This is a genomic window from Streptosporangium sp. NPDC002607 (genome assembly GCF_053592655.1).
The window spans coordinates 222017-243881 of sequence record NZ_JBSFWD010000003.1 but is presented as its reverse complement, the minus strand read 5'-3'; the positions used below and the strand labels follow the sequence as shown (position 1 = coordinate 243881).

20 protein-coding genes are annotated in these 21865 nt (G+C 70.2%); 10 read left to right on the top strand and 10 right to left on the bottom strand.

The features are described from left to right. Window positions 1–10: 10 nt before the first annotated feature. Complete coding sequence (locus ACWD3H_RS05125; protein ID WP_451954081.1) at window positions 11–769, bottom strand: TetR/AcrR family transcriptional regulator; 759 nt, start codon at window positions 767–769, stop codon at window positions 11–13. Between the two features lie 127 nt (window positions 770–896). On the opposite strand from ACWD3H_RS05125, the gene ACWD3H_RS05120 reads away from it, so the two are divergent. Continuing rightward, window positions 897–1088 carry a hypothetical protein gene (locus ACWD3H_RS05120; protein WP_451954080.1) on the top strand — a complete coding sequence of 64 codons (192 nt, stop codon included), beginning with the start codon at window positions 897–899 and terminating at the stop codon, window positions 1086–1088. On the opposite strand, the gene ACWD3H_RS05115 is transcribed toward ACWD3H_RS05120, so the two are convergent. Both ACWD3H_RS05115 and ACWD3H_RS05110 read right to left on the bottom strand, forming a co-directional pair. Beyond that, a complete protein-coding gene (locus ACWD3H_RS05115; protein WP_350959852.1) occupies window positions 1081–1671 on the bottom strand; it encodes a peptidoglycan recognition protein family protein in 591 nt (196 codons plus the stop codon). The genes ACWD3H_RS05120 and ACWD3H_RS05115 overlap by 8 nt on opposite strands. Window positions 1672–2222: 551 nt before the next feature. Beyond that, window positions 2223–3188 carry a DMT family transporter gene (locus tag ACWD3H_RS05110; protein ID WP_451954079.1) on the bottom strand — a complete coding sequence of 322 codons (966 nt, stop codon included), beginning with the start codon at window positions 3186–3188 and terminating at the stop codon, window positions 2223–2225. Between the two features lie 69 nt (window positions 3189–3257). On the opposite strand from ACWD3H_RS05110, the gene ACWD3H_RS05105 reads away from it, so the two are divergent. The 8 genes from ACWD3H_RS05105 to ACWD3H_RS05070 all read left to right on the top strand — a co-directional run bounded on the left by ACWD3H_RS05105 (window position 3258) and on the right by ACWD3H_RS05070 (window position 13865). Continuing rightward, window positions 3258–4142: a LysR family transcriptional regulator gene (locus ACWD3H_RS05105; RefSeq protein WP_451954078.1), complete on the top strand. Its 885-nt coding sequence runs from the start codon at window positions 3258–3260 to the stop codon at window positions 4140–4142. A 60-nt stretch (window positions 4143–4202) separates the two neighbouring features. Further along, on the top strand, window positions 4203–5309 hold the full coding sequence (locus ACWD3H_RS05100; RefSeq protein WP_451954077.1) for a DUF5925 domain-containing protein: 1107 nt from the start codon (window positions 4203–4205) through the stop codon (window positions 5307–5309). Window positions 5310–6480: 1171 nt separating this feature from the next. Then, the gene (locus tag ACWD3H_RS05095; protein WP_355548525.1) at window positions 6481–6864 is read left to right on the top strand and encodes a histone-like nucleoid-structuring protein Lsr2; all 384 of its coding nucleotides are present in this window, start codon (window positions 6481–6483) and stop codon (window positions 6862–6864) included. Between the two features lie 148 nt (window positions 6865–7012). Next, window positions 7013–8305: a M20/M25/M40 family metallo-hydrolase gene (locus ACWD3H_RS05090; RefSeq protein WP_451954076.1), complete on the top strand. Its 1293-nt coding sequence runs from the start codon at window positions 7013–7015 to the stop codon at window positions 8303–8305. 262 nt (window positions 8306–8567) lie between these two features. After that, window positions 8568–10094: a lipopolysaccharide biosynthesis protein gene (locus tag ACWD3H_RS05085; protein ID WP_451954075.1), complete on the top strand. Its 1527-nt coding sequence runs from the start codon at window positions 8568–8570 to the stop codon at window positions 10092–10094. 72 nt (window positions 10095–10166) lie between these two features. Continuing rightward, window positions 10167–11327 carry a DegT/DnrJ/EryC1/StrS family aminotransferase gene (locus tag ACWD3H_RS05080; protein ID WP_355548516.1) on the top strand — a complete coding sequence of 387 codons (1161 nt, stop codon included), beginning with the start codon at window positions 10167–10169 and terminating at the stop codon, window positions 11325–11327. 259 nt (window positions 11328–11586) lie between these two features. Continuing rightward, window positions 11587–12678: a GNAT family N-acetyltransferase gene (locus ACWD3H_RS05075; protein WP_451954074.1), complete on the top strand. Its 1092-nt coding sequence runs from the start codon at window positions 11587–11589 to the stop codon at window positions 12676–12678. Then, window positions 12675–13865 carry a DegT/DnrJ/EryC1/StrS family aminotransferase gene (locus tag ACWD3H_RS05070; protein WP_451954073.1) on the top strand — a complete coding sequence of 397 codons (1191 nt, stop codon included), beginning with the start codon at window positions 12675–12677 and terminating at the stop codon, window positions 13863–13865. The genes ACWD3H_RS05075 and ACWD3H_RS05070 overlap by 4 nt, the downstream gene beginning before the upstream one ends. Here ACWD3H_RS05070 and ACWD3H_RS05065 read toward each other — a convergent pair. The 5 genes from ACWD3H_RS05065 to ACWD3H_RS05045 form a co-directional block, all read right to left on the bottom strand. Further along, the gene (locus ACWD3H_RS05065; RefSeq protein ID WP_451954072.1) at window positions 13840–14076 is read right to left on the bottom strand and encodes a PfkB family carbohydrate kinase; all 237 of its coding nucleotides are present in this window, start codon (window positions 14074–14076) and stop codon (window positions 13840–13842) included. The genes ACWD3H_RS05070 and ACWD3H_RS05065 overlap by 26 nt on opposite strands. A 171-nt stretch (window positions 14077–14247) precedes the next feature. Next, window positions 14248–14688 (bottom strand): ATP-binding protein, encoded by a 441-nt coding sequence (locus tag ACWD3H_RS05060; protein WP_355548507.1) that lies wholly within the window; start codon window positions 14686–14688, stop codon window positions 14248–14250. Between the two features lie 165 nt (window positions 14689–14853). Next, complete coding sequence (locus tag ACWD3H_RS05055) at window positions 14854–15603, bottom strand: DUF1206 domain-containing protein (protein WP_355548504.1); 750 nt, start codon at window positions 15601–15603, stop codon at window positions 14854–14856. A 106-nt stretch (window positions 15604–15709) separates the two neighbouring features. Next, on the bottom strand, window positions 15710–16642 hold the full coding sequence (locus ACWD3H_RS05050) for a Ppx/GppA phosphatase family protein (RefSeq protein WP_451954071.1): 933 nt from the start codon (window positions 16640–16642) through the stop codon (window positions 15710–15712). Between the two features lie 12 nt (window positions 16643–16654). Next, window positions 16655–17341 carry a class I SAM-dependent methyltransferase gene (locus ACWD3H_RS05045; protein WP_355626058.1) on the bottom strand — a complete coding sequence of 229 codons (687 nt, stop codon included), beginning with the start codon at window positions 17339–17341 and terminating at the stop codon, window positions 16655–16657. A 426-nt stretch (window positions 17342–17767) separates the two neighbouring features. Between ACWD3H_RS05045 and ACWD3H_RS05040 the strand changes: the two genes are divergently transcribed. Further along, complete coding sequence (locus ACWD3H_RS05040; protein ID WP_451954070.1) at window positions 17768–19564, top strand: tetratricopeptide repeat protein; 1797 nt, start codon at window positions 17768–17770, stop codon at window positions 19562–19564. Window positions 19565–19864: 300 nt separating this feature from the next. On the opposite strand, the gene ACWD3H_RS05035 is transcribed toward ACWD3H_RS05040, so the two are convergent. Together ACWD3H_RS05035 and ACWD3H_RS05030 are read right to left on the bottom strand one after the other, a co-directional pair. Further along, the gene (locus ACWD3H_RS05035) at window positions 19865–20866 is read right to left on the bottom strand and encodes a phosphotransferase enzyme family protein (RefSeq protein WP_355548492.1); all 1002 of its coding nucleotides are present in this window, start codon (window positions 20864–20866) and stop codon (window positions 19865–19867) included. Between the two features lie 36 nt (window positions 20867–20902). Beyond that, window positions 20903–21754 carry a class I SAM-dependent DNA methyltransferase gene (locus ACWD3H_RS05030; RefSeq protein ID WP_451954069.1) on the bottom strand — a complete coding sequence of 284 codons (852 nt, stop codon included), beginning with the start codon at window positions 21752–21754 and terminating at the stop codon, window positions 20903–20905. Between the last annotated feature and the right edge of the window lie 111 nt (window positions 21755–21865).

Genomic DNA, 21865 nt, shown 5'->3' with positions numbered 1-21865 from the left:
GCACCGGATACTAAAGGTTGCCGTTTTTCGAACTCCCTCCGGGCTCCGGACAAACATCAACAGGAGGGCCGTCGGAAGGAGCCGAAGGGGGATTCCCGGACCATGCGGAAGAATCCTTACGCAGCAGCCCGAGGTAGCCGTACGAGAAGGCGACCAGCACGTCGACCGCCTCCTCCAGGTCGGGGTAGCGCCCGTCGATGTGGCCGATCGCCATCGCGTTGGTCAGCGCGCCGATCCCGTCGGCGATCATCTCCAGGCGGCGCCTGTCGCTCTCCCGCTCGGTCGGGAAGCCGAACGAGGCCAGGTCCGCGACCAGGTGTGCCCGGTAGGCGGCGGCGGTCTCGACGGCGAACTCCTGGAGCGGCGACGACGGGTCGTGCCGGGTGCGCAGGCCGAGGCGGAAGAGCGCGGGGTGCCCGCAGATGGCCTCCAGCGGTATCCGGAAGGCCTCGCGGTGGCGCTCCCTGTCGTCGGGTGCCTCGCGGGCCCTGCGCCGCGCCTCGCGCATCGCCCCCCGCAGCCGCTCCCCCGCCTGTTCTCCGAGCGCCCGCAGCAACTCCTGCCTGTCCTTGAAGTGCACGTAGAAGCTGGACTGGGCGATCCCCGCCGCCTTTGAGACCTTGACGGTGGTCAGCCCTGCCTCACCCTCCTCGTCGAGGATCGCGAACGCGGCGCGGATGAGACGACGCCTGGTCAGATCCTTGGCCTCGCTCCTGCTCAGGGGTGTGCTCGCCACTGTCGCCTCACTGCCGCCTCGCTTTCCACTCACCGATAATCCTACCGGCGAACCTCCACTCACACCCGGCGCAAACAATCCCCCTCAGAGGCTTGTGCGATTTTTCACCGATAGTGCTATCGGTGAATCACTCTCGGGAGCCTACCTGGAGGAGATGCGCGTGAAACGCCTGACGCTTTCCACGGCGTGGCTCGCCTCGCTGACACCGGCGCTGACACCGGTGCCGGCCGCCTGTAGCGGCGAGCGGCCCCCGCGCCCTCGGACAAGGCTCCGGCGGCGGATCGGTCCCGGCCAGTGGGTGGCCTGTCACTATCCGCAGACCCCCGTGCGGCAGGAGCCACTGGTCAGCTGACGGGTTCCTGCCAGGCCGCGTCCCAGGTGGCGCGGTCGACGGCGCCGGTGACGGGCAGCCCCTTCTCCTTCTGGAACTTCTTGCAGACATCGCTGGAGGCGGGACCGTACAGACCGTCGACGTCGATGTTCCAGCCCCGGTCGCGCATCCGCCGCTGCCAGGTGCGGACGTCCGCACCCTCCATGATCGGCGGCTGCTTGAGCGTGCGGCCGGGAAAGGAGGGGTGCGGTTCCGGCGGGTTGGTGGTCCCGCCGCCGGGACGGGGGGCGCCCCGCTTGACCCACGCGTACAGGGGCTCGCCGGGGCAGCTGGTCGAGTAGCCGTCCCGGTGGCCCTTGATCTCCTTACCCGCCCCGCCCTTGTCCCTGAGGTATTCGACGGCGTCGAGGATGCCGTGCAGGATGCCGTCGGTCGGCTTGGTGAGCCCCGACGAGCCGACCAGGCCGAGCACCGCGTAATGGTCGCTGTTGAGACCGGCGCCGTTGGCGGCCGGCACACGATTCGGCCCCCGGCCCTCGAAGACCTTCCGATGCGGACAGACCAGCATGGAATAACCAACGTCAATCCAGCCATTGCCGTCCATGTGGTGATTCTGGATGGATTTCACCAGGGCAACGCATTTGGCGTGGTCGTTCACGATATCCGGGCTGACCTGGCCGCCCGTGTAGTGGACCTTCACTCCCCGGGTGGAACTGAGCCTGCTGTAGGAACCGCGCGGCTGGCGAGCGCCCCACTCTCGGCGAGTAACAAGATCGATGGCCACGGAACGTCTCCACTGTCTGAGTGATACTGCCCTACCGGAGCGTAATGGTTGATACGACACCGTATGGTGCTGTTAATCAACTGATCTATCGTCGTATCGTCATCTGGGAACGTTCCGGTTGGTCGTCGGGCAGCGAAACAGCCACCCCCCTGACCGCAGCCGGGCGCCCTAAACCAGAAAAGCGCCCGCGGGCCTCTCCTCCCCGCGGCACCTCCCGCTCCGGGCGGGCATGGATGGCCTTGCCCTCATCGTCGCGGCCTCCTCACCCCTGATCGCCCTCGGCTTCGACACCGGCCGCGTTCCCGGCACCGTGTGGACCAGGCCCAAGGACAACACCCTGACCTGCACCTCGAAGGACGTTCCCGGTCTGGTCACCGGGACCGGCGACCGGGCCGGGAACCGAACACGCCCTGGCCGGTCATGATGCCGACCACGACCACCACCGCTCCCAGCGGCTGGTTCCACGTCAGCGCCTCGCCCAGGACGAGCACCCCGAGGACGACACCCACCAGCGGGGTCAGGTACGTCACCGTCGAGGCGGCCGTCGCCCCCCAACGGGCGATGACCGTGGTGTTCCAGATGTAGGCGAGCCCCGTGCCCAGGATGCCCAGGGCGGCCATGCTCGCCACGACGGGCAGGTCCAGGCGCACGGGACCGCCTGCCAGCAGCGGGCTCAGCGCGAGCATGACCAGGGCCGCCACGCTGATCTGGGCGGCGGCGATCGTGGGGGCGTCGTAGCCGTAGGAGACCACGAAGCGCCGTGTGTAGGCGAAAGCCAGGCCGTAGCAGAACGTCGCCCCCAGGCAGGCCGCCTGCGCCCACCCGGGGCCGGCGGCCCCGGTCAGGTTCCACGGGGCCAGGACGACGACGACACCGGCCGCACCCAGCAGCAGACCGAGCACCCCCGCCGCCCCCAGGCGCTCCTGCCGGAGCGCGGCCAGGGTCACGAACATCGTCATCAGCGGCGTCGTGGCGTTGTAGATGCTGGAGAGTCCCGAGGGGATGTACTGCCCGGCCCAGGCGAACAGCAGGAACGGCACCACGCACAGCAGCAGTGCGACCACCCCCAGATGCGCCCAGAGCCTCGCCTGCCTCGGCCACCGCCGGCGGGTGACCAACATGATCACGTTGAGCGTGAGCGCTCCCAGCGCGAGACGGCCCAGCACCGTCTGAACGGGAGACAGCCCGGTGAGAGCGACCTTGATGAACAGGAAGCTGGCCCCCCAGGTCAGGGCCAGCGCGAGATATTGGGCAAGCACGGACCGGCTCGCCGGGGACGGTACGGCGTCGATCGCCCGCACCTGTGGAGATGCTGAGGAGGTTCCTTCACGGGTCACCGGAGCAGTCTCACCAGGCCCAGGTCATGTGTCCAATGAGTTACCCCGGCAGTGTGATGAGATGTCCTCATGAGTGCCACGGTCGCGCAGCTCCGAGTCTTCACCGCCGTGATCACGAACGGCGGATTCGGCGTGGCCGCCGAGGAGCTGGGCATGTCCCAGTCGGCGGTCTCCCACGCGCTCGCCGCGCTCGAGCGCGCTCTCGGCGCACCGCTGGTGCTGCGGCACGGAGGCGTGGGGCCCACGGCCCTGGGGGCGACGATCCTGCCGCACGCCCAGGCGGCGCTCGCCTCGGTCGCCGCCATCGACGAGGCCGTCTCCGCACATCTGGGGCAGCACACCGGAGTCGTCCGCGTCGCCGCCCCGCCCACGGTCTGCTGCGGGCTGCTCCCCCAGCTCATGCGGACGTGGCGCGCGGAGCTCCCCGGTGTCGAGGTGCAGGTCTTCGAGGGCGACGACGACGAGCTGTCCCCCTGGCTGGAGACCGGAGTCGTCGACGCCGCGATCCTCGTCGATCCGGTGCCCCCGCCTCCCGCGCATGTGGTGGTGGGCCGCGACGCCTTCCACGCGGTGGTCCGCGCCGACCACCCCCTGGCCGGTCAGGAACACATCACGATGGCCGAGCTGGTGGAGGATCCGCTGCTCGTCTCCAAGGGGGGCTGCGAGCCGCAGACCCGCATCCTGTGTTCCCTGGCGGGCGTCCCCTACGCTCCGGCCCAGCATGTGCGCGAGCTCGGCACGCTCATCGGCATGATCGCCGCGGGTATCGGCGTCTCGACGGTTCCCGACCTCGGCCGCGGTCTTCTCACCCCCGGGCTCATCATGATCCCGCTGAAGCCGTCCCTGACCCGCGCCCTCGTCCTCACCGGCCCGCTGACCCGCCCGCCGAGCCCCCTGGTCGACGCCCTGCTCCGCACCGCCCCCGAGGCTCCCGCGCCGCCGGTGGCCCCCTGAGCCCGGCCCCCTTGCGAAAACCCATCGACCGGCGGACGCCCCAAGAGGATCATTACCGCCATGTCCGTACTCAAGGAGGTCCACTTCTCCCCGGAGCCCCGCCCGGTGGAGCTGCCGATGAGGATCTGGCTCGACGACGCCGACTCCGCGGTGGATGTGATCGACGCCCTCGCGCTGTCGCCGTTCGCCACCGGGGTCCAGCCGTGGTCGTGCACCGCGAACCTGGAGCGGGTCCGCCCCGACGCCTCCCTCGCCCCCTCCTCCGGGACGCTCCTCCGGGCGGCGACGGAGAAGGACGGCCGTGACTCGCGGCTGCTGTGCGGGGAGGGCTGGACGCTGCGCGTGGTCCGCCACCGCAACCGCGCCGCCACGGTCAGCGTGACCGCGGTCGACGAGGAACTGGCCCGCTCGGTGATCGACGAGATCATCAAGGACGCCGAGGAGCCCGCTCCCGAGAGCGACCACGTCGAGATGGGCTTCTGGTGGCAGGGATCCCACGGCAGCCGCCGCTCGGAGAAGCCGATCACCGCCTCCCCCTGGGCGGAGATCTCCGGCAACTACGCCAGGTCGGTCGGCGAGCGGCTGTCGCGGCTGATGTCCGTCACCGCCTCCGACACGCACGGCAGGCTGGTCCTGCTGCACGGCCCGCCGGGCACCGGCAAGACAACGCTGCTGCGCACGCTCGCCCACGAGTGGCGGTCGTGGTGCCAGGTCGACTGCGTACTCGACCCGGAACGGCTGTTCCACTCCCCCGGCTACCTCATGGAGGTCGCGGTCGGCTTTGACGACGACGACGGTAAGCGGTGGCGGCTCCTGGTGCTGGAGGACTGCGACGAGCTGATCAGATCCGGCGCCAAGGAGGCCACGGGACAGGGCCTGTCACGCCTGCTCAACCTGACCGACGGGCTCCTCGGCCAGGGCCGTGACGTCCTGGTGGCCATCACCACCAACGAGGACCTGGCCCGTCTCCACCCGGCCGTCACCCGCCCGGGCCGCTGCCTCGCCCAGATCGAGATCGGTCCTCTCCCCTACGACGAGGCCGCCCACTGGCTCGGCGGCACCGAAGGGCTCTCTCCGGCCGGTGCGACCCTCGCCGAGCTCTTCGCGCTCCGCGACGGCGCGTTCAGCCGCACGACCGTCCCCGAGAACACCGGCCTCTACCTCTGACCTCCCGCCGTGCGGGAGGTGTGGCAGACCGGCGGGCCCGGCACGTCCATCCGTAACCAGACGACATGACAGGCCGCGGCGGCGCACCGCCCCGTCCGTCCGGGGCGAGACGGTGTGAGGCTCGGCGGCGCACGGTTCCCACCCGTGCGGAACGGAACGGGACGAGCCGCGACGACACGCCCGCCCCTGAGGGAACGGGCAATGCCCGCATCACTCTCCGGCCGTTACGCGAACAATTCGGGGAACACCGCTTGTTGGTCCGCCAGGACGATGGAACGGGCCAATGGCGGTCAAGGGGCAAACGGGGTCCGCGGCTCCCGCTCGCTCACAATGCGAGACGCCCGAAATCATGCGGTCCGCGCGGCGCGCCTCGCCTCACCCGAGAGTGTCGGGACCACGCCCCAATGTGATCGACCATGTGTCGGTGACCGCCTTCGAACGCATCCGGATCTAGCCGGCCGGCAAAACCGGGGACACCCGGCCCGCATTCCAGAGCGCGAGGAAGTCATTTGTCCTACGGAAATCCTGCAACACGTTCGGTGACAGACACCGGGCATGCGTGAATTGTCCGACGAACCTCCGGAGCGGGTCCCACAGCGCCCCTCCGCCGCCGTCCCCCTCCCGGCGGACCCGGTCCGCTCGCCGCTCCCCGCCGGGATCTCATCCCGGCAGCTGCCCCGACCAGCGAAAACGGGACGGAGGACACACCCGCACACCGGGAGGACAGCACGGCCGACACGATGGAGCCCTCGAAACGAACGACAGTGGAACGATGGCCCCGAACGCCCCCAAGTGGCCGAAGTCGTTTTTTTCACGGCGACCAGGGTGGAAACCACCCGGAGGTCACGAAACTCCAAAGCGCTCGGACACCTCCATCCAGAAAACCCGCCGGGGCAACCGACAGATCCCGGGATACAAGACACCAAGGGGATCCCGGCGCCGCCGTCGTTTTTAATCCCTCGCCGGCGGGAAGCATTTCCCAATGACGTGGAGACGCCGGAGTTCGGCCTTGGGTAATTAACCTGAGCAAGTGGATCTCCGGCGGACAGGGTTTCCCGGCGCGACAGCGAAAGGAGAGGCTAGAGTTTTACTACCGGGGAAGAGACGCGGGAGCCATCGTCGGCCGGGTTCACAGCCGCACACTCTGGCGCCAAGATTAAGGAGTGACACAATGGCACGTCAGCAAGTCGTCACGTTCACCGATGACATCACCGGGAAGCGGGCGGACGAGACCGTCTCGTTCGGCCTGGACGGGACCGCCTACGAGATCGACCTGAGCGCGAAGAACGCCACAAAACTCCGCGAGGCCCTTAAGCCCTTCCAGTCCGCCGCCCGCAAGGCGAGCACCTCCCTGGGCCGCAAGGGCCGGGCGAAGGGTTCCGGCGGCAGCCGCGAGCGGAGCGCCGAGATCCGGGCGTGGGCGAAGTCCCACGGAATCGAGGTGAGTGAGCGCGGGCGCATCGGGGGAAAGGTCGCCGCGGCCTTCGCGGCGGGCGACCCCAGCGTGGCCAAGGCGGCGACCAAGAAGGCCCCGCAGACCACATCCGGCCAGTAGCGGCCAGGCTCCCGGCCCCTCCTGGAGGTAGCGGCGTCACAGCCGACCGGGAGTACATGAAGCGAACCTCGAGGTGCCCTTCCCGCTCCGGAGGGGTATGCACCCTTGGTCCTGTATTTGGGCCATAGTCTCCGGGGGGCGTTCTTCGATGAGTGAGGTCACACAGATCTGCTCGGACCTGATCAGATTCGACACCACCAATCCCGGCCCCGGCGAACGTCCGGCGGCCGAGCACGTCGCCACCCTGTTGTCGGAGGCCGGCATCGAACCGGTGGTGTTCGAGTCGGCCAGGCACAGGACCAGCGTGGTCGCCAGGATCCCCGGCGACTCACCCGACGCCCTGCTGATCCACGGCCATCTCGACGTGGTCCCCGCCCACGCCTCCGACTGGCAGGTTCATCCGTTCTCCGGGGAGGTCTCCGGCGGCTGCGTCTGGGGCCGGGGCGCGGTCGACATGAAGGGCACCCTGGCCATGACGCTCACCCTGGTCCGCGAGTGGGCACGGCGCGGGGTACGGCCTGGGCGGGACGTGGTGCTGGCGTTCCTCGCCGACGAGGAGGCCACCGGCGAGTACGGCGCGCGATACGCGGTGCGACACCACCGCGAGCTGTTCGACGGCTGTACCGAGGCGATCAGCGAGTCCGGCGGTTACAGCGTCGAGGCTCCCGGAGCACGGATCTACCCGGTCGCGGTGGGCGAGCGCGGTACCGCCTGGATGAGACTCACCGCGACCGGCGTCGCGGGCCACGGCTCCCGCCCGCCGGTGGACAACGCGGTGGCCGAGCTCTGCCATGCCATGTCCCGGATCGCCTCTCACCGCTGGCCGGTGCGGCTGACGCCCGAGGTGGCGACGCTGATCGAGAGCCTGTCGGACATCCTCGGCGAGCGCATCGACCTCGACCGGCTGGAGGAGGAGGCCGAACGGCTCGGCCGGATCGGCTCCCTGTTCGGGGCACAGATCCGGAACTCGGCGAACCCGACGATGCTCCAGGCGGGCTACAAGGTCAACGTGGTTCCCGGCACCGCCGTGGGCCACGTCGACGGGCGGTTCCTGCCGGGGGGCCGGGAGGAGTTCCTGGAGACGATCGACCGCCTGCTCGGTCCCCGGGTGAGGAGGGAGTTCGTCAACCTGGAGGACGCCCCCTCCGCCCCGATGGACTCGCCCTTCTTCGAGCGGCTCGGCGCGGCCCTGGTGGCCGAGGACCCGGCGGCGCGACCGGTGCCGTACGTGATGTCCGGCGGCACGGACGCCAAGTCCTTCGCGAGGCTCGGCATCAGGGGTTACGGCTTCGCCCCGCTGATGCTCACCCCGGAACTCGACTACTTCGGCATGTTCCACGGCGTGGACGAGCGCGTTCCCGTCGAGGGCCTGGAGTTCGGCGTCCGCGTCCTGGATCGCCTCCTCGCCTCCCCCGCGGGTGGCAGCACCAATACCGGATAAAACAGGGCGCTCCCCATCACGATCGAGCCCTGCCGGGTACTTCCGAATACATGCCGGACCCGGCCCGCCTGAAACTGGGGCATCATGGCTCACGTGCCGACTCTCATATACCCCTCGGTGACCGGCCGATCTCCTGACGAGACGCGAACGCTGGTGCGGCGCCATCCCACTCCCCTCGGGAATGCCATCGAACCATCCCGCGCGAGCGATGGGCGGGCATCCGGCACCGCCCCGGAAAGTGGTGCGGATCGGGAGCGTCGAGGTGAATGAGAACGGCACGGGGCTGCCCGCCTGGCACGAGGGCGGCACCCCCCCGTCGGGCACCCGGCCGGACCTGCCGGGGACGCGACCGGACTCGGCCACCGGCCTGCGTGCAGCCGACGGCAAGGTCGCTGCAAGCGCTCCACCCGATGATGACGAGGTGACGCGCGACGGAGGCGACCAGGCGATGGGCCGGACAGTGACCGAGGAGCGCAGGACCGGACTGATGGACCGCCTGCGCAAGGATCTGAGAAATCCCCTGTTCCTACAGGGCTACGCATTGATGATCAATACCGGGATCACCGCCGTGCTGGGCCTCGGCTACTGGTTCCTCGCCACGCACCTGTACACCGCCGCCGCGTTCGGTGAGGGCCAGGCCGTGATCAGCGCGATGCGGCTGTTCGCCTCTCTGACCGGGCTCGCCTTCGCGGGCGCGCTGGCCAGGTTCATCCCGGTGGCCGGCCGCCGCACCGCCGAGTTCGTCCTGCGCGGCTACGCGATCGCCGGTGCCACCGGCCTGGTGGCGGCGTTGGGGTTCCTGCTGACGTTGCCGGTGTGGGGGGCGGTCTACGCCGACCTCGCCGGGTTCGGCCCCGGACTGTTCTTCCTCGTCTCGGTTCTCGTCTGGACGGTCTTCACCCTCCAGGACGTGACCCTGGCCGGGCTGCGCAAGGCCGTCTGGGTGCCGGTCAACAGCCTGGCGTTCGGCCTGGTCAAAATGGGCATGCTCGCCGCGCTCGCGGTCGCGCTGCCGGAGGGCGGCCTCTTCGGCGGGATCTTCGTCTCGTGGATCGTGCCGACGGCCATGGCGCTGATCCCGATCAGCTGGTTCATCTTCGGCGTCATCATCCCCAAGCACGTCAAGAACACCGAGGAGAGCGCCGCGAACCCGCCGCGCCTGCGCGAGGTGGGGCGTTTCCTGGCCGGAGACTTCCCCGGCGCGTTCTCCATCCTGCTGATCCTCTATCTGGTCCCGGTCATCATCGCGGGCTGGCTCGACGACGCGCCGACGTTCGGCTACTTCTCGATAGCCCACACGCTGGGCTCCATGATCGGGCTGCTGGCGGCCAACATGGCGGTGTCTCTGACGGTCGAGGGGTCCTTCAACGCCGCCCGGCTGGCGCAGAGCGTGCGCAACGCGCTGCGCCGCACCTTCCTGATCGTCGGACCGGTCATCACGGTGGTCGTGGTCGGCGCGCCCCTGATCCTGAGCGTGTTCGGCCCCGGGTTCGCCGAGGCGGGCACGCCGCTGCTCCGCCTGATGGCGATCGCCGTGCTCCCCCAGACGGTGATCGAGATCTGCCTCAGCATGCTGCGCGCGCAGAGCGAGGCCCGCAAGCTCGCACTCATCCAAGTCGGAATGGCGGTGCTGGTCCTCACCTCAATCGCCCTGCTGTTCCCCCTCTTCGGGATCGCCGCGGTGGGCTACGCGATGCTCGGCAGCCAGCTCCTGGTCGCGCTACTGATCCTCCCGAACATCCGCAGAGTGATCAACCACGGCAAGGCGTCCCAGGTTGTCGCAGGTTAGGGACGGCGTGGCTCTGTTTGCAGTCTTGATCTCGCACGTGATAAACGGTCTCCAGTGACTCCTGAGCACATTGTGGCGAAGCGGACAGGCCGCCGCTGTCTTCCACTGCCCTCCAACCGTCTGGGCCTGTATCTGGCCCTGCGGCACTGGTGCAGCCCCGGCCAGCGGTTGCTGATGTCGCCGCTGTCGGCCGACGAGATCCTCTTTCTCGTGCTCGCCGCCGGGCTGCGCCCGGTCATCGCCCCGCTCTCCTCCGACGACGGCAACATCGACGCGGGCGCCGTCGACCTCGACACGGTCGACGCGGTGCTGACCACCAACCTGTACGGCCTGCCGGACCGGGTGACGGCGTTCACGGGCAAGATCCTGATCGAGGACGTCGCGCACGCGATGGAGACGAGCGTGCACGGCAGGCCGCTGGGCACCTTCGGGGTGGCGGGCGTGTTCAGCCTGTCCAAGCACGCCGGAGCGGGTTCCGGCGGGGTGATCGCGGTCGAGCACCTGGAGGACCTGCGCACCCTGGAGCGCGACCGTGACCGGCTGCTGCAGCCGGGTGCCTTCAGGAAGGAGATCCACAGCGTGCTGACCTCGGTGGGCCGGCACGCCGCGCTGCGCCTGAACATGGTCCGCCCGGCGCTGAGGGCGATGCGCGCGTTCGGCATGGAGGAGGAGCGCGAGGGCTACCGGATCGCCCCGCGCCCGGCGGATCTGGTCAGGGCGCTGGAGTACGCGCCGCAGCTACCGGCGTTCGACTCCTGGGTCCAGGCCGACCTGCACGACTACCGGGCCAGGCGCGGCCACCTCTCAAGCTGGTACCAGTCGAGGCGCCTGCGGACGCTGCCCAGGCAGCGGTCGCGGCGGATCGCCGGCGTCTCGGCGCTGGCCGCGCTGCCCAGCGTGGCGCCGGCCGTCCACCGGCACCTGGATCAACCGCTGTTCCGGGTCCCGCTGCTGGTCTCGGGCCGGGACGAGGCCATCGCCGAGCTGGAGCGACACGGGGTCGCCACCGGATACCTCTACGACCCGCCGTACGACAGCTACCTGCCCGGGTTCACCAGTCCCTCGCCGGAGCCCGAGATCGCGCACTGGTGGGGCCGGCACGTGCTGCCGGTCGATCCGCTCTACGCCCACCGCGCCCTGCCGGTCGTCGAACGGCTCGTCCCGGCCATCCCACCCACCCCTCCCCGGGTTCCCCCGGTGCTGCCGAGTCCGACCGTCTCCGATATCGCTTAGTAGGTAAGTCAATATTTAGGTAGATTTACTGCATTGGGCGGCGGCAGGGGGGCGCTGCCCGGTTCCGGGACGGTTCCCGCGCTCCGTGACACACGCCACCCATGTCCATGGGCCGGTCGGATCGCGCGTGCTCCACCCCGAGGACGACGTTCAGTTCCTCAGCCCGGGCTTCGAGAAAGGATCACCTCCTCGTGAACGGTAGGTTGACGCGCACTGTAGGCACGGTCGCCGGTCACCCCGGCGCGGCGGGAGGGGCTGCATGAGGGTCAACGTCATCCGGCCGGCGGAGCTGGGCCCGGATGAGGTCGCGGCCTGGCGCGAGATGCAACGCTCCAGCGCGCACCTTGCCAACCCCTTCCTCAGCCCGGACTTCACGATCGCGATGGGTGAGGTCCACACCGAAGCGCGGGTGGCGGTGATCACCGAGTCGGACGGGCCCGTCGGGTTCTTCCCCTTCGAGCGGCACGGCGGCGGGGTGGGCGCCGCCCTGGGCGGATGGGTCTCGCTCTCCCAGGGCGTGGTCCACGTGCCCGGCGCCGAATTCGACTCCAACACCCTGCTCAAGGAGTGCGGGCTGAGCGTGTGGGAGTTCGGCTGCATGGTCGATCACCAGCCCTGGTTCCAGCCGTTCGAGACGCTCAGGCAGGAGGCCGTGGTCCTCGACTTCGCCGACGGCTACCCGGCCTTCCTCGACGAGCTGCGCGAACGCTCTCCGAAGTTCGTCAAGAGCACCCTGTACAAGAAACGGAAGCTGGGCCGCGACACGGGCGAGATCACCTCCGAGTTCGCGGTGCGCGACGCGGAGCAGTTCCGGCTGCTGCGGGAGTGGAAATCGGCCCAGTACCAGCGGATGGGCCGCCCCGACCGCTTCGCCAAGTCATGGGTCGTGGAGCTGACCGAGCGCCTGCACGCCGTCGACACCCCCGACTTCGCCGGGCCGCTGTCCATGCTGTACGCGGACGGCAGGCCCGTCGCGGGCCACTTCGGGCTGCGCACCGGCACGATGATGATCGGCTGGTTCCCCGCGTACGACCCCGACTACGCCAAGTACTCCCCCGGCCTGATCCAGCACCTGCATATGGTCGAGGCCGCCGCGAAGATCGGTGTCAGCTCGCTGGACCTCGGCATCAGTAACGGCTCGGAGTACAAGGACGCACTGTGCAGCAGGACGGTTCCAGTCACCGAGGGCATCGCGCGCCGCCGTTCGGCCGGCGCGGCGGCGCACTGGCTACGCACCACACCGGTCCGCCGCGTGCGGCGGTTCATCCTTGACAGCCCGGCCCTGTACGGCGCCGCCGACAGGGCCATGAAACGGTACGGGCGGCTGCGCACCCGGGGGAAGGCCCAGTGAGCGGGCAGAACGGCGGCCGCGAGCTTGAGGCGGCCATGCGAGACCGGATCGGCCAGGAGTGCCTGCACGTGCCCTCCGCCAGGTTCGGTCTGCTCCTGGCGCTGCGTCACTGGTTCGAACTTGGCGACCAGGTGCTCATCTCACCGACGAACTGCGAGACCGTGCTGTTCATCGTGCTGGCCGCCGGGCTGGAACCGGTGATGGCGCCGGTCTCCTGGCGCGACGGCAACATCGACGTCCCCAACATCGACTGGAGCGGCCTGGCCGGTGTCGTCACCACGCACCTGTACGGCCAGCCCGACCGGGTGACCGAGCTGCGGGCCGAGTGCGACCGGCGCGGCGTGATCCTCCTCGACGACGCGGCACACGCCATGCAGACGACGGTGGACGGCCGCCCCGCGGGCACGTTCGGCACCGCCGGGGTGTTCAGCCTCGCCAAGCACGGACGGGCGATGTCCGGCGGGTTCCTCACCGCGCGGGACCCGGCCGCGCTGCCCGAGCTGGCCCGGGCCAGGGACGAGTCGCTGCTCCCCGGCGGGGCCCGCGCCCAGCTGCTCGGCACGCTGCGGCCCGTGCTGCGCGAGACGATCTACCGCACCGGGCTGGTCCGGCCGATGTGGCACGCCCTTAAAGCGCTCGGCCTCGTCCAGTGGACCGGCCACCGCTGCCCGCCCCGCGAGAAGGAACTGCGCGCGGCCCTCGCCGGCGATCCGGTAGACCTGCGCGCCATGGACCACTGGCTGCGGATCGACCTCGACGACTGGCGGATCCGCCAGGGGCCGCTGCTCCGCCGCTACCAGCGCTCCCGCTTCCGGGTGATCGACCGCGAGCGCGACCGGCGGATGGCCGGGGTCGAACTGCTGCGTACCCTGCCCTGGGCGGCCGAGGGTGTCCGCGACGCGGCGCCGCAGCCGCTGCTGCGGGTGCCCCTGCTGGTCGAGAACCGCGACGAGGTGGTCGCCCGGCTGGAGAGCCGGGGCGTGGTGCCCGGCTTCATCTACGACCCTCCGCTGGACGACTACCTGGAACTGGTGCCCGAGGGGCCGTCCTCGGAGATCGCCCGCTGGTGGACCGGCCACGTCCTGCCCGTCGATCCGCTCCGCGCCACCCGCATGGCCGGCTTGCTGACCGAACTCGACGTCCGCCCCGCCACGCGCCCGTTCACGGCGTCGCAACAGCCCGCCTGAGCAGGTCGCGAGCCTCCTCCCTCGGGGGGAGGCCCGCCGTGTCGCCGGGGGTCTCCACGATGCGGGCGGCCAGCAGGGTGCCGAGGGCGGCTGCGCCGCCGGGGGAGCCGCCGGACAGGCGGTCGGCGAGATAGCCGCCGAGGAACGCGTCGCCGGCGCCGACGGGATCCCGCACGACCCGGGCGGCGCCGGCCAGGTCGCCCTGCGTCATCTCGGCTCCTACCTGGTCTACGACCCGGCCGACGGCTCCTTCCGCGACGTGACCGGTGCCGTACGGACAGTGCCCGTCACCCCCGGAGCGGGCGAGCCCATAGGGGTCATCGGCTGACGCGAGGGCACCCCGGCGGGGTGCCCTCCCGGCGACCGGCCGAGCCCCGAACTCTCACCTGGCACCGGCCAGGCTGCCCGCGCGCACCCCGGCCAGTTCGAGCACCAGCTCGAACCAGACCTTGTTGGCCCCCGCCTCCCTGACCAGGCCCCAGCGGTGGGCCAAGGCCTCCAGCAGGGGCAGGCCGCGGCCCCCCGTCGCGTCCGCCGAGGCGTGGCAGACGCAGGGAGCCTGTGAGGAGCCCTCGTCCTGGACGCAGACCCGCACGCCCGTCGCCGAGTAGGCCACGGTGACCGTGAACGCCCCACCGTCCCCGGACCGGGAGTGGATCACCGCGTTGGTGGCGATCTCACTGGTCAGCAGGACACAGTCGTCGTGGAGGGGATGGTCTCGCCCCAGGGTCATCGAGACCAGGCGGCGGGCTCTGACCACCTGGTCCGGGGAACCCGCAAGGCGGAGAACCCATTCGCTTCCGTCGTGCTCCGACGAGTCCATATGTCCCCTCCGATACCGTTCCTGCCTTTGGGAAGACGCGGAGCTCGAAAGGGAAGATGTCTCGGAAAAGTAGGAATGCGATCACTTACCGGATAGACAGGTGGGGCTTGCCAGACGGGCCTTCAGCTGCATGCCCGCACCTGCCGTACCGTGCGGTTTCACCCGTCACATCCGGTGCCAGCGGGCCTCGAAGAAACAGTAGACCGCGAACAGCAGCAGGCCGATCGCGACGACCCCGAGCAGCCACGGACCGGCCGGGGTGTCGGCCAGCGAGCGCAGCGTCGAGTCGATGCCCTTGGCCTTGTCGGGGTCGTAGGTGATCGCGGCCTGGATGACGAAGACACCGGCGACCGCGGCGATCACACCGCGGGCGAGGTAGCCGGCCATGCCGAGTTTCTCGGCGAGGTCACGCGCCTTCGGCGGCATCTCGCCGGTGCGCAGGTCCTGGAGGAACCTCTTCTTCCAGCCCTTGTGGATCCAGTAGGCCCCCAGGGCGATAACCCCCAGACCGACCAGGCCCACGATGAACTGCCCGGCGGGCAGCTCCATCAGCTTGGCCGTGAGGTCCTTGGACTGACTGTCCGTTGAGCTTCCCGAGTCTCCGCGCAGCACGACACCGAGCAGCGTGGCCACGATCAGCCCGTAGACCACCGCGCGCGCCGCCGACTCCACCCGGTCCTTGGTCTGTCCCCGGCCGATGACGGCCTCCGACAGCTGCCAGAGGACCAGGGCCGTGAAACCGACGACCATGAGCCAGAGCAGCGCCATGCCGAACGGCTGCTCGGCCACCGTCTCGATGGCCCCGGTCTTGTCGGCCTCCTTACCACCGCTTCCACCGCCGAAGGCGATCTGCAAGGCCAGAAAACCAATCAGCCCGTAGAGGACTCCCCTGCAGGCCATACCGACCCGTGCCAACCTGTCCAGCGTCTGACTGTTGGCCGCTCTGTGAGCGGCACCTGCCACCTGAGTCTGAGGGCTGTTCATGGCTATGCGCACTAACCCGCGGACGGCCGGATAAACCTTACTGCTCGGGCATGGCGTCCAGCCTGCGCAGGATGACCCCCTCGCGCAGCGCCCACGGGCACACCTCCAGCTGGGCCACGCCGAACAGGTCCATGGTGGCGTCGGCGACGATGGCTCCGGCGGGCAGTTGCGGCGCCCGCCCCTCCGACACCCCGGGCAGCTCGACCCTCTCCCCCGTGCTCATCCTGGCCAGCCGGTCGGTCCACCCGACCAGGTCCGCATGCCCGAGCACCCGGCGTACGTTCACCCCCTCGTGCGAGGGCGCCGCGCCGGCGATCCTCGCGAGCTGCCTGAACGTCTTGGACGTCGCCACCGCGTGATCGGCCTGGCCGTACCGCGACACCTTGCCCACCACGCGGGCGATCTCGGCCCGCACGTACCTGCGCAGTGCCCGCACCTCGTCGGCCGGCGGCGGGTCGGCGGTGAAGCGGTCGCGGGTGAGACGGCCGGCCCCCAGCGGCAGCGACACCGCCACGTCGGGCTGCTCGTCGATCCCCGAGGCGATCTCCAGCGACCCGCCGCCGATGTCCAGCACCAGCAGCCGCCCGGAGGACCACCCGAACCAGCGGCGCACCGCCAGGAACGTCAACCTCGCCTCGTCCTGGCCGGACAGCACCTCGATGTCGACCTGCGTGTCGGCCTTGATCCCGGTGAGGACCTCCTCACCGTTCACCGACTCCCTGATCGCGGAGGTCGCGAAGGCCATGAGGTCCTCGACCCCCTTGTCCTCGGCGATCCGCAGCGCCTCCTCGACGAACTCCCGCAACCGCGTCGCGCCCTGTGCCGACAGGCGGTTGCCCTCGTCCATGTGCTCGGAGAGCCTCAGCTCCTCCTTGTGGGAGTACGCTGGCAGCGGCCGGGCCCCCCGATGTGCGTCCATCACCAGCAGGTGGACCGTGTTGGAACCGATGTCGAGAACGCCCAGTCGCATGGGATGAAGCTACTACCCCTCGAAGCCTCGCCCGCCGGGGGTTCGTACATGAACACTCACCGCGTATCCACCGCCGTCGTAGGGTGCGCCGTCCCATGTCGCCAGGCGCCGCAGCGGGGCGAGCCCCGAGGCCTGGCACCAGGCGTCGTAGTCGGCCAGGGTGACCGTTGCGGAGGCGAGTGGGAGGTGCGCGGCGTCCAGCCCGAACCCGCTCACCAGAAGCCCGCCGGGGCGCAGCAGTGCCGCGAGCCCGGCGACGGTCCGCGCCTCGGTCCCGGGGGCCAGCAGGGGGATGACGTTGCCCGCGGCGACGACCATGTCGAAGCGCTCGCCCTGCCCACGCCGCTCGCCGGACACGGCCCGTTCCGCGAACTCCGCGGAGCCGCCGAGGTCACCGAGGTCGCTGAGGTCGGCCAGGATCCAGGGCAGCTCCGGCGCGGTCCGCCGGGCGACCTCCAGCATGGACGCGTCGAGGTCGACGCCCACGCAGTCGTATCCCAGCTCCGCCAGCCGGATCGCCACCCGCCCGGTGCCGCACCCGGCGTCCAGCACCCGCGCGCCCGGCGGCAGCAGCCCCGCGCACAACCGCGCCTCACCGTGCGTGTCCGCCCCCGACTCGGCCAGCCTGGCGAACCTCGCCGCGTACCGCTCCCCGGCGTCATCTCCCGCGATGTCCGCCCAGCGGCTTCTCTGTTCCATCGGATCAGGGTCCCATCCCCTGTGGGAGCCGCTCACAGCGGCCAGGCCGAACACGGGCCCGCGAAGGCGTTCGTGGATTCGTGGATACCACCACACGCCACCTGTCCATAGGGCTGTCCGGATGCGGCCACTATAAGAAACAGATCTTGTCAATATGGGCGATTACTGCGAATACTTGCGATTTGTTCTTATTCGCGAGAGAGGCCTGTAATGAAGCGCGTTATCGTTCACAAACCTGGCACCGTCACGCTCAGTGGTACCGCAAGTGCCAAGCATGTCGGCTGAGACGAATCGCAGCACCGGCGTCCAGCAGTGGGCGCCGGCCCCCAGCACAACATAGCCATATATCATCGAATATCATCTAAATCGACTTAGAGGAGTCCGGTGAGTCGGGGAGCCCAACCGCCAGAAAACCCGTCTCTTCCCGTGCCGCCACCGCTCGTGGTGGACGCTGACCGGTACCTGCGCGGACCCTACACCGCGGGGGGCGCGCTCGTCGCCGCCCTGGTGCCCACGGCCCGGCCCGAGCTCGTCGCCCGTTACGACATCGAGCTGCGCGCGGCGGCCCCCGACCTGCAGGACCTGGTTCCCGACCGGCGCCGCTCCGTGGCCGCGAGCCTGCCCAGCGCGGAGCGGATCCTGGTGCACGCGCCGCGGCGCACGCTGCGCCTGGCTAACGGCCTGGCCGAGTTCGTCCGCGAGCACCTGGCCGAAACCGGCCCACGGACGCTGGTCGTCGAGAACGTCGACCGGGCCGACCCCACCGACCTAGAACTCCTGACGGTACTGCGGCGCCGCGTCCCCGCGGAGTCGCTGACCGTGGTGACCCGCCGGGGGACCACCGTCGAGGACCAGCTCAGCGAGGAGGAGCACGGCGCCCTCGCCGACGAGCTGGAGCGGGAGGGGACGATCGGCCCGCGGCTTGGAGCGGTCCCCTACCACCGCGAGCGCGGCGGCGACACGTCGAAGGCGCTGGAGGCGTTCCTGTTCGCGGTGCAGTGGTGCCTGGATGCGGGCTGCCATGACGCCGTGGTGGATCTCGGCAGGCGCGCCCTGCGCCTCGCCGACCCCGAAGGCGACACCGGGACCTGGTGGCGGCTCCTGCACAGCACCGCGACCGCGCTGGCCGCGCTGGGCAGGGAGGACGAGTCCGAGGACCTGTTCGACCTGGCCAGGCGGGAGAGCATCTCCCCCGCCGTCCACGCCTCGGTCGCCTACGCCACCGGAATGCTGAAGGTACGCCACCATGACCAGGCCCGGCGCGATCCGGATGCCGCGCTCGCGCTGGTGAACCAGGCGATCGCCATCTCCTCGCTGCTGCCCGACCCGCGCGAGCGGGCGTTCAAGCTGGGGTTCGACCTCAACGGCCGGGCACTGGTGGAGGTACGGCGAGGCCGCCCCGCCAAGGCACTGGAGCTGGTCTCCGAGGCCGTCGCCCTGGCCGACCGCGACCTGCGGCCCGGCGAGCACCCGATACACCGGCTGGTGCTGCTGGCCAACAGGGCGCAGCTCACCGTGATGCTGGGCCGCCCCGAGGAGGCGCTGGAGGATCTGGACGCGGTGATCGCAGCCGACCCCGTCTACCCCGACTACTACATCGACCGGGGCAACCTGCTGCACCGGCTGGGCCGGATGGACGCGGCGATCAACGACTACGAGACGGCCATGCGGGTCGGCCCGCCCTTCCCCGAGCCCTACTACAACCGGGCCGAGATCCGCTTCTCCAGGGGCGACCACCGGGGTGCGCTCAGCGACCTGGACCACGCGCTGGAGCTGGACCCGGAGTTCGTGGACGGCCTGGCCAACCGGGCCGGGCTGCTGGCCGCCCTCGGTGAGTACGGCAAGGCCAGGGCGGACGCGGAGGCCGGACTCGCCATCGATCCGGCCAACCCGTACCTGCTGTGCGCGCTGGGCCAGGTGGAGACGGCGGAGGGGCGCTACGACAGGGCGCGTACCGCCTTCGACAGGGCGCTGGAACTCGCCCCCTCGCTGGCGGCCGCCTGGGCGAACCGAGGACTGCTGGCATTCGAGACCGGTGACCCCGAGGGCGCCGTCGCGGACTTCACCCGGGCCCTCGAACCCGGAGCGGACCCCGCGCTGCTGTTCAACCGGGCGATGGCGCTGCGCGCCGCCGGGCGGGAGACGGAGGCGGTCGCCGACCTCACCCGGGCGCTGGAACTGGCGCCGGACGACGAGGACATCAGGCGCGAGCTGAAATCCTGACCCCACCTGACCGCCGCCCGCGGCCACGGAGACGGAGACGAAGGCGGCCGGAAAACACCCCGGATTCGGCGAAGCGGGTCGGAAAACAGGGGCCGGGAAGACGGAATCCCCATCGCGAAAATCTCATTATCGGATTACGCGTTACACGCACGGTGATGTGGACGCCGGCGCGTATTCGCCATCACGGACCCGTCGCGCCCCAGGGGTGGGTAGGGACGATTTCCCGATGCGCGATCACGGCGCGCCACTTTGCCGAACGGCCCCTACGGGAACGCCGTGAGTACCACGGGACGGACCGGGTCAGCGGAGCGAGCCGCCGAGATAGCGCTCGGCCAGCTCGCAGGTGCCCTCGGTGTAACCGGAGCCCAGCTCGGTGGCGATGTCCGCGCCGGTATGGGTACCGATCCAGGCGACCAGCAGCAGGCGGCGGAACATGACGAACGTCCAGATCTCCGCCTCGTCCTCGGCCGGAAGGTCCAGGACGGTCCGGTAACCCCGCACCCACGCGTCGACCAGTTCGGGAACCTCGGGGAGGTGCTCGATGAAGCTGACCGCCGCGGCCAGGTCGTAGAGGTGCCAGCCGAAGCCGCAGTCGTCGAAGTCGATGACGCTGGGCGGTCCCTCACCCGCCACGAGCAGGTTCGCGGAACGCAGGTCGGCGTGGATCAGGCCGTAGCGCTCCGGCCCCCGGCCGAAGCGGTGGAGCCGCTCGCGCAGTTCCTTGTCCAGCCGCCCCAGCACGGTCCGCGCCTCGGCCCCCATGCCCAGGCCGTCCTGCCAGCGGCCCCACCGCGCCCCGGCGCCGAGGGCCGCCTCGTAGTCCCAGTGGAAGCGGGTGAACCACTCGGGCCGTGACCAGCGGCGCGCGTGCCGGTGCATCCGCGCCGTGAGCGCACCGAGCCGCTCGAAACCGGGCACCGGGTTCTCCAGGGACGGCTCGGCACCGGGCAGCAACTCGAACATGACGCACTCTCGGGGCTCCGCGCCGGGGACGGTCAGCACCCGGGAGCCGCCGGGAGCCTGGAGCACCCGGGGGGTGCGGATCCCCTCCTGCTCGCGGAGCGCCTCCAGCCAGGCCAGCTCGGACAGGATCGCCGGGACGGAGTGGTAGCCGAGGCGGTGCACCCGCAGGATGGAGCGCCTCCCCGTGGCCGGGTCGTCCACCCGGTACGTGGCGTTCTCCGACACGTTGATCAGCGTGACCTCGGCGTCGGGCAGGCCGTGGATCCGCGCCGCCGCACGTGCCACGTCATGCGCACGGGCCAGCACGCCGCCCCCGGCGGACAGGTCGTGGGCCCGCATCGGTTCCTCCAGCTCGGTCGCACAGGGCGCCAGATCCTATCCGAGATCCGACATCGCCTGCCCGGCTGCGCGGTCCAGGTCGCCCCGGTCCTGGTCACGTACGACGTGCCCCGTCGAAGGCCCGGGGCCGGGAAACCTGATGCGGATCTTGGACTCCCGCTGTGGAAGGCGCTCCCAGTCATCCATGAGGGTCGCCTGGAGGCCGCATCCGGCGGCCAGATCGAGCAGGGTCTCGGTCCGGTAGTAGAAGGTCTCGCCCAGGACCTGGTGCTCCCTGCCCTCGGTGCGCTCGAAGGTGAAGTCGAACCAGCCCCCCGGCCTCACGATCCGGCCGACGTTTTGCAGGCACTCCTCGATCACGTGCGGCGGGGAGTGGGAGAAGACGCCGTGGGCGTGGACGACGTCGAACGCCCCGCCGGGCAGCGCGGCGAAGCGCAGGTCGGCGACCGGCAGAAGATGGGGGAGTTTGTCGCGCAGGTCGTAGGTGACCAGGGTCTCCTGGGCGGCGATCAGGATCTCCGGGGAGATGTCGAGACCGTAGTAGTTTCCGGTGTCGAGGTAGCCGATGAACAGGCGCCCGGCCCGCAGGTTGCCGCAGCCGATCTCCAGCATGCGGTGCTCGGGTTTCAGACCGTGCCGCACCAGATAGTCGAACTGCGCCTTCCCCAGGGCGACCCAGCGCCGGTAGGACCTACTGCCCACGGCCCCGCGAGGACTGCGCGCGGTCTCGGACCTCATGACGGCCCGGTAGTAGGCGACGTGGTCGCGGGTGCTCAGGCGCAGCCACGTGTTCCTGGTCACCCGTCGCAGGTGCCGGGGGACTCTTCCCGGATGGCCGAGGGCATACCTGAGCCGGTGAACGATGCGCGCGCGGCTGTGACCGTGCATGTCTCTCCCCCACGTCTGGACGACACCTCGATATCCCACCGGTGACGAGATCGTAGCCTGAAGTAAGATGAACGTCACTCTTGGTAAGAGTCGTCGGAATGTCGCCTCGTG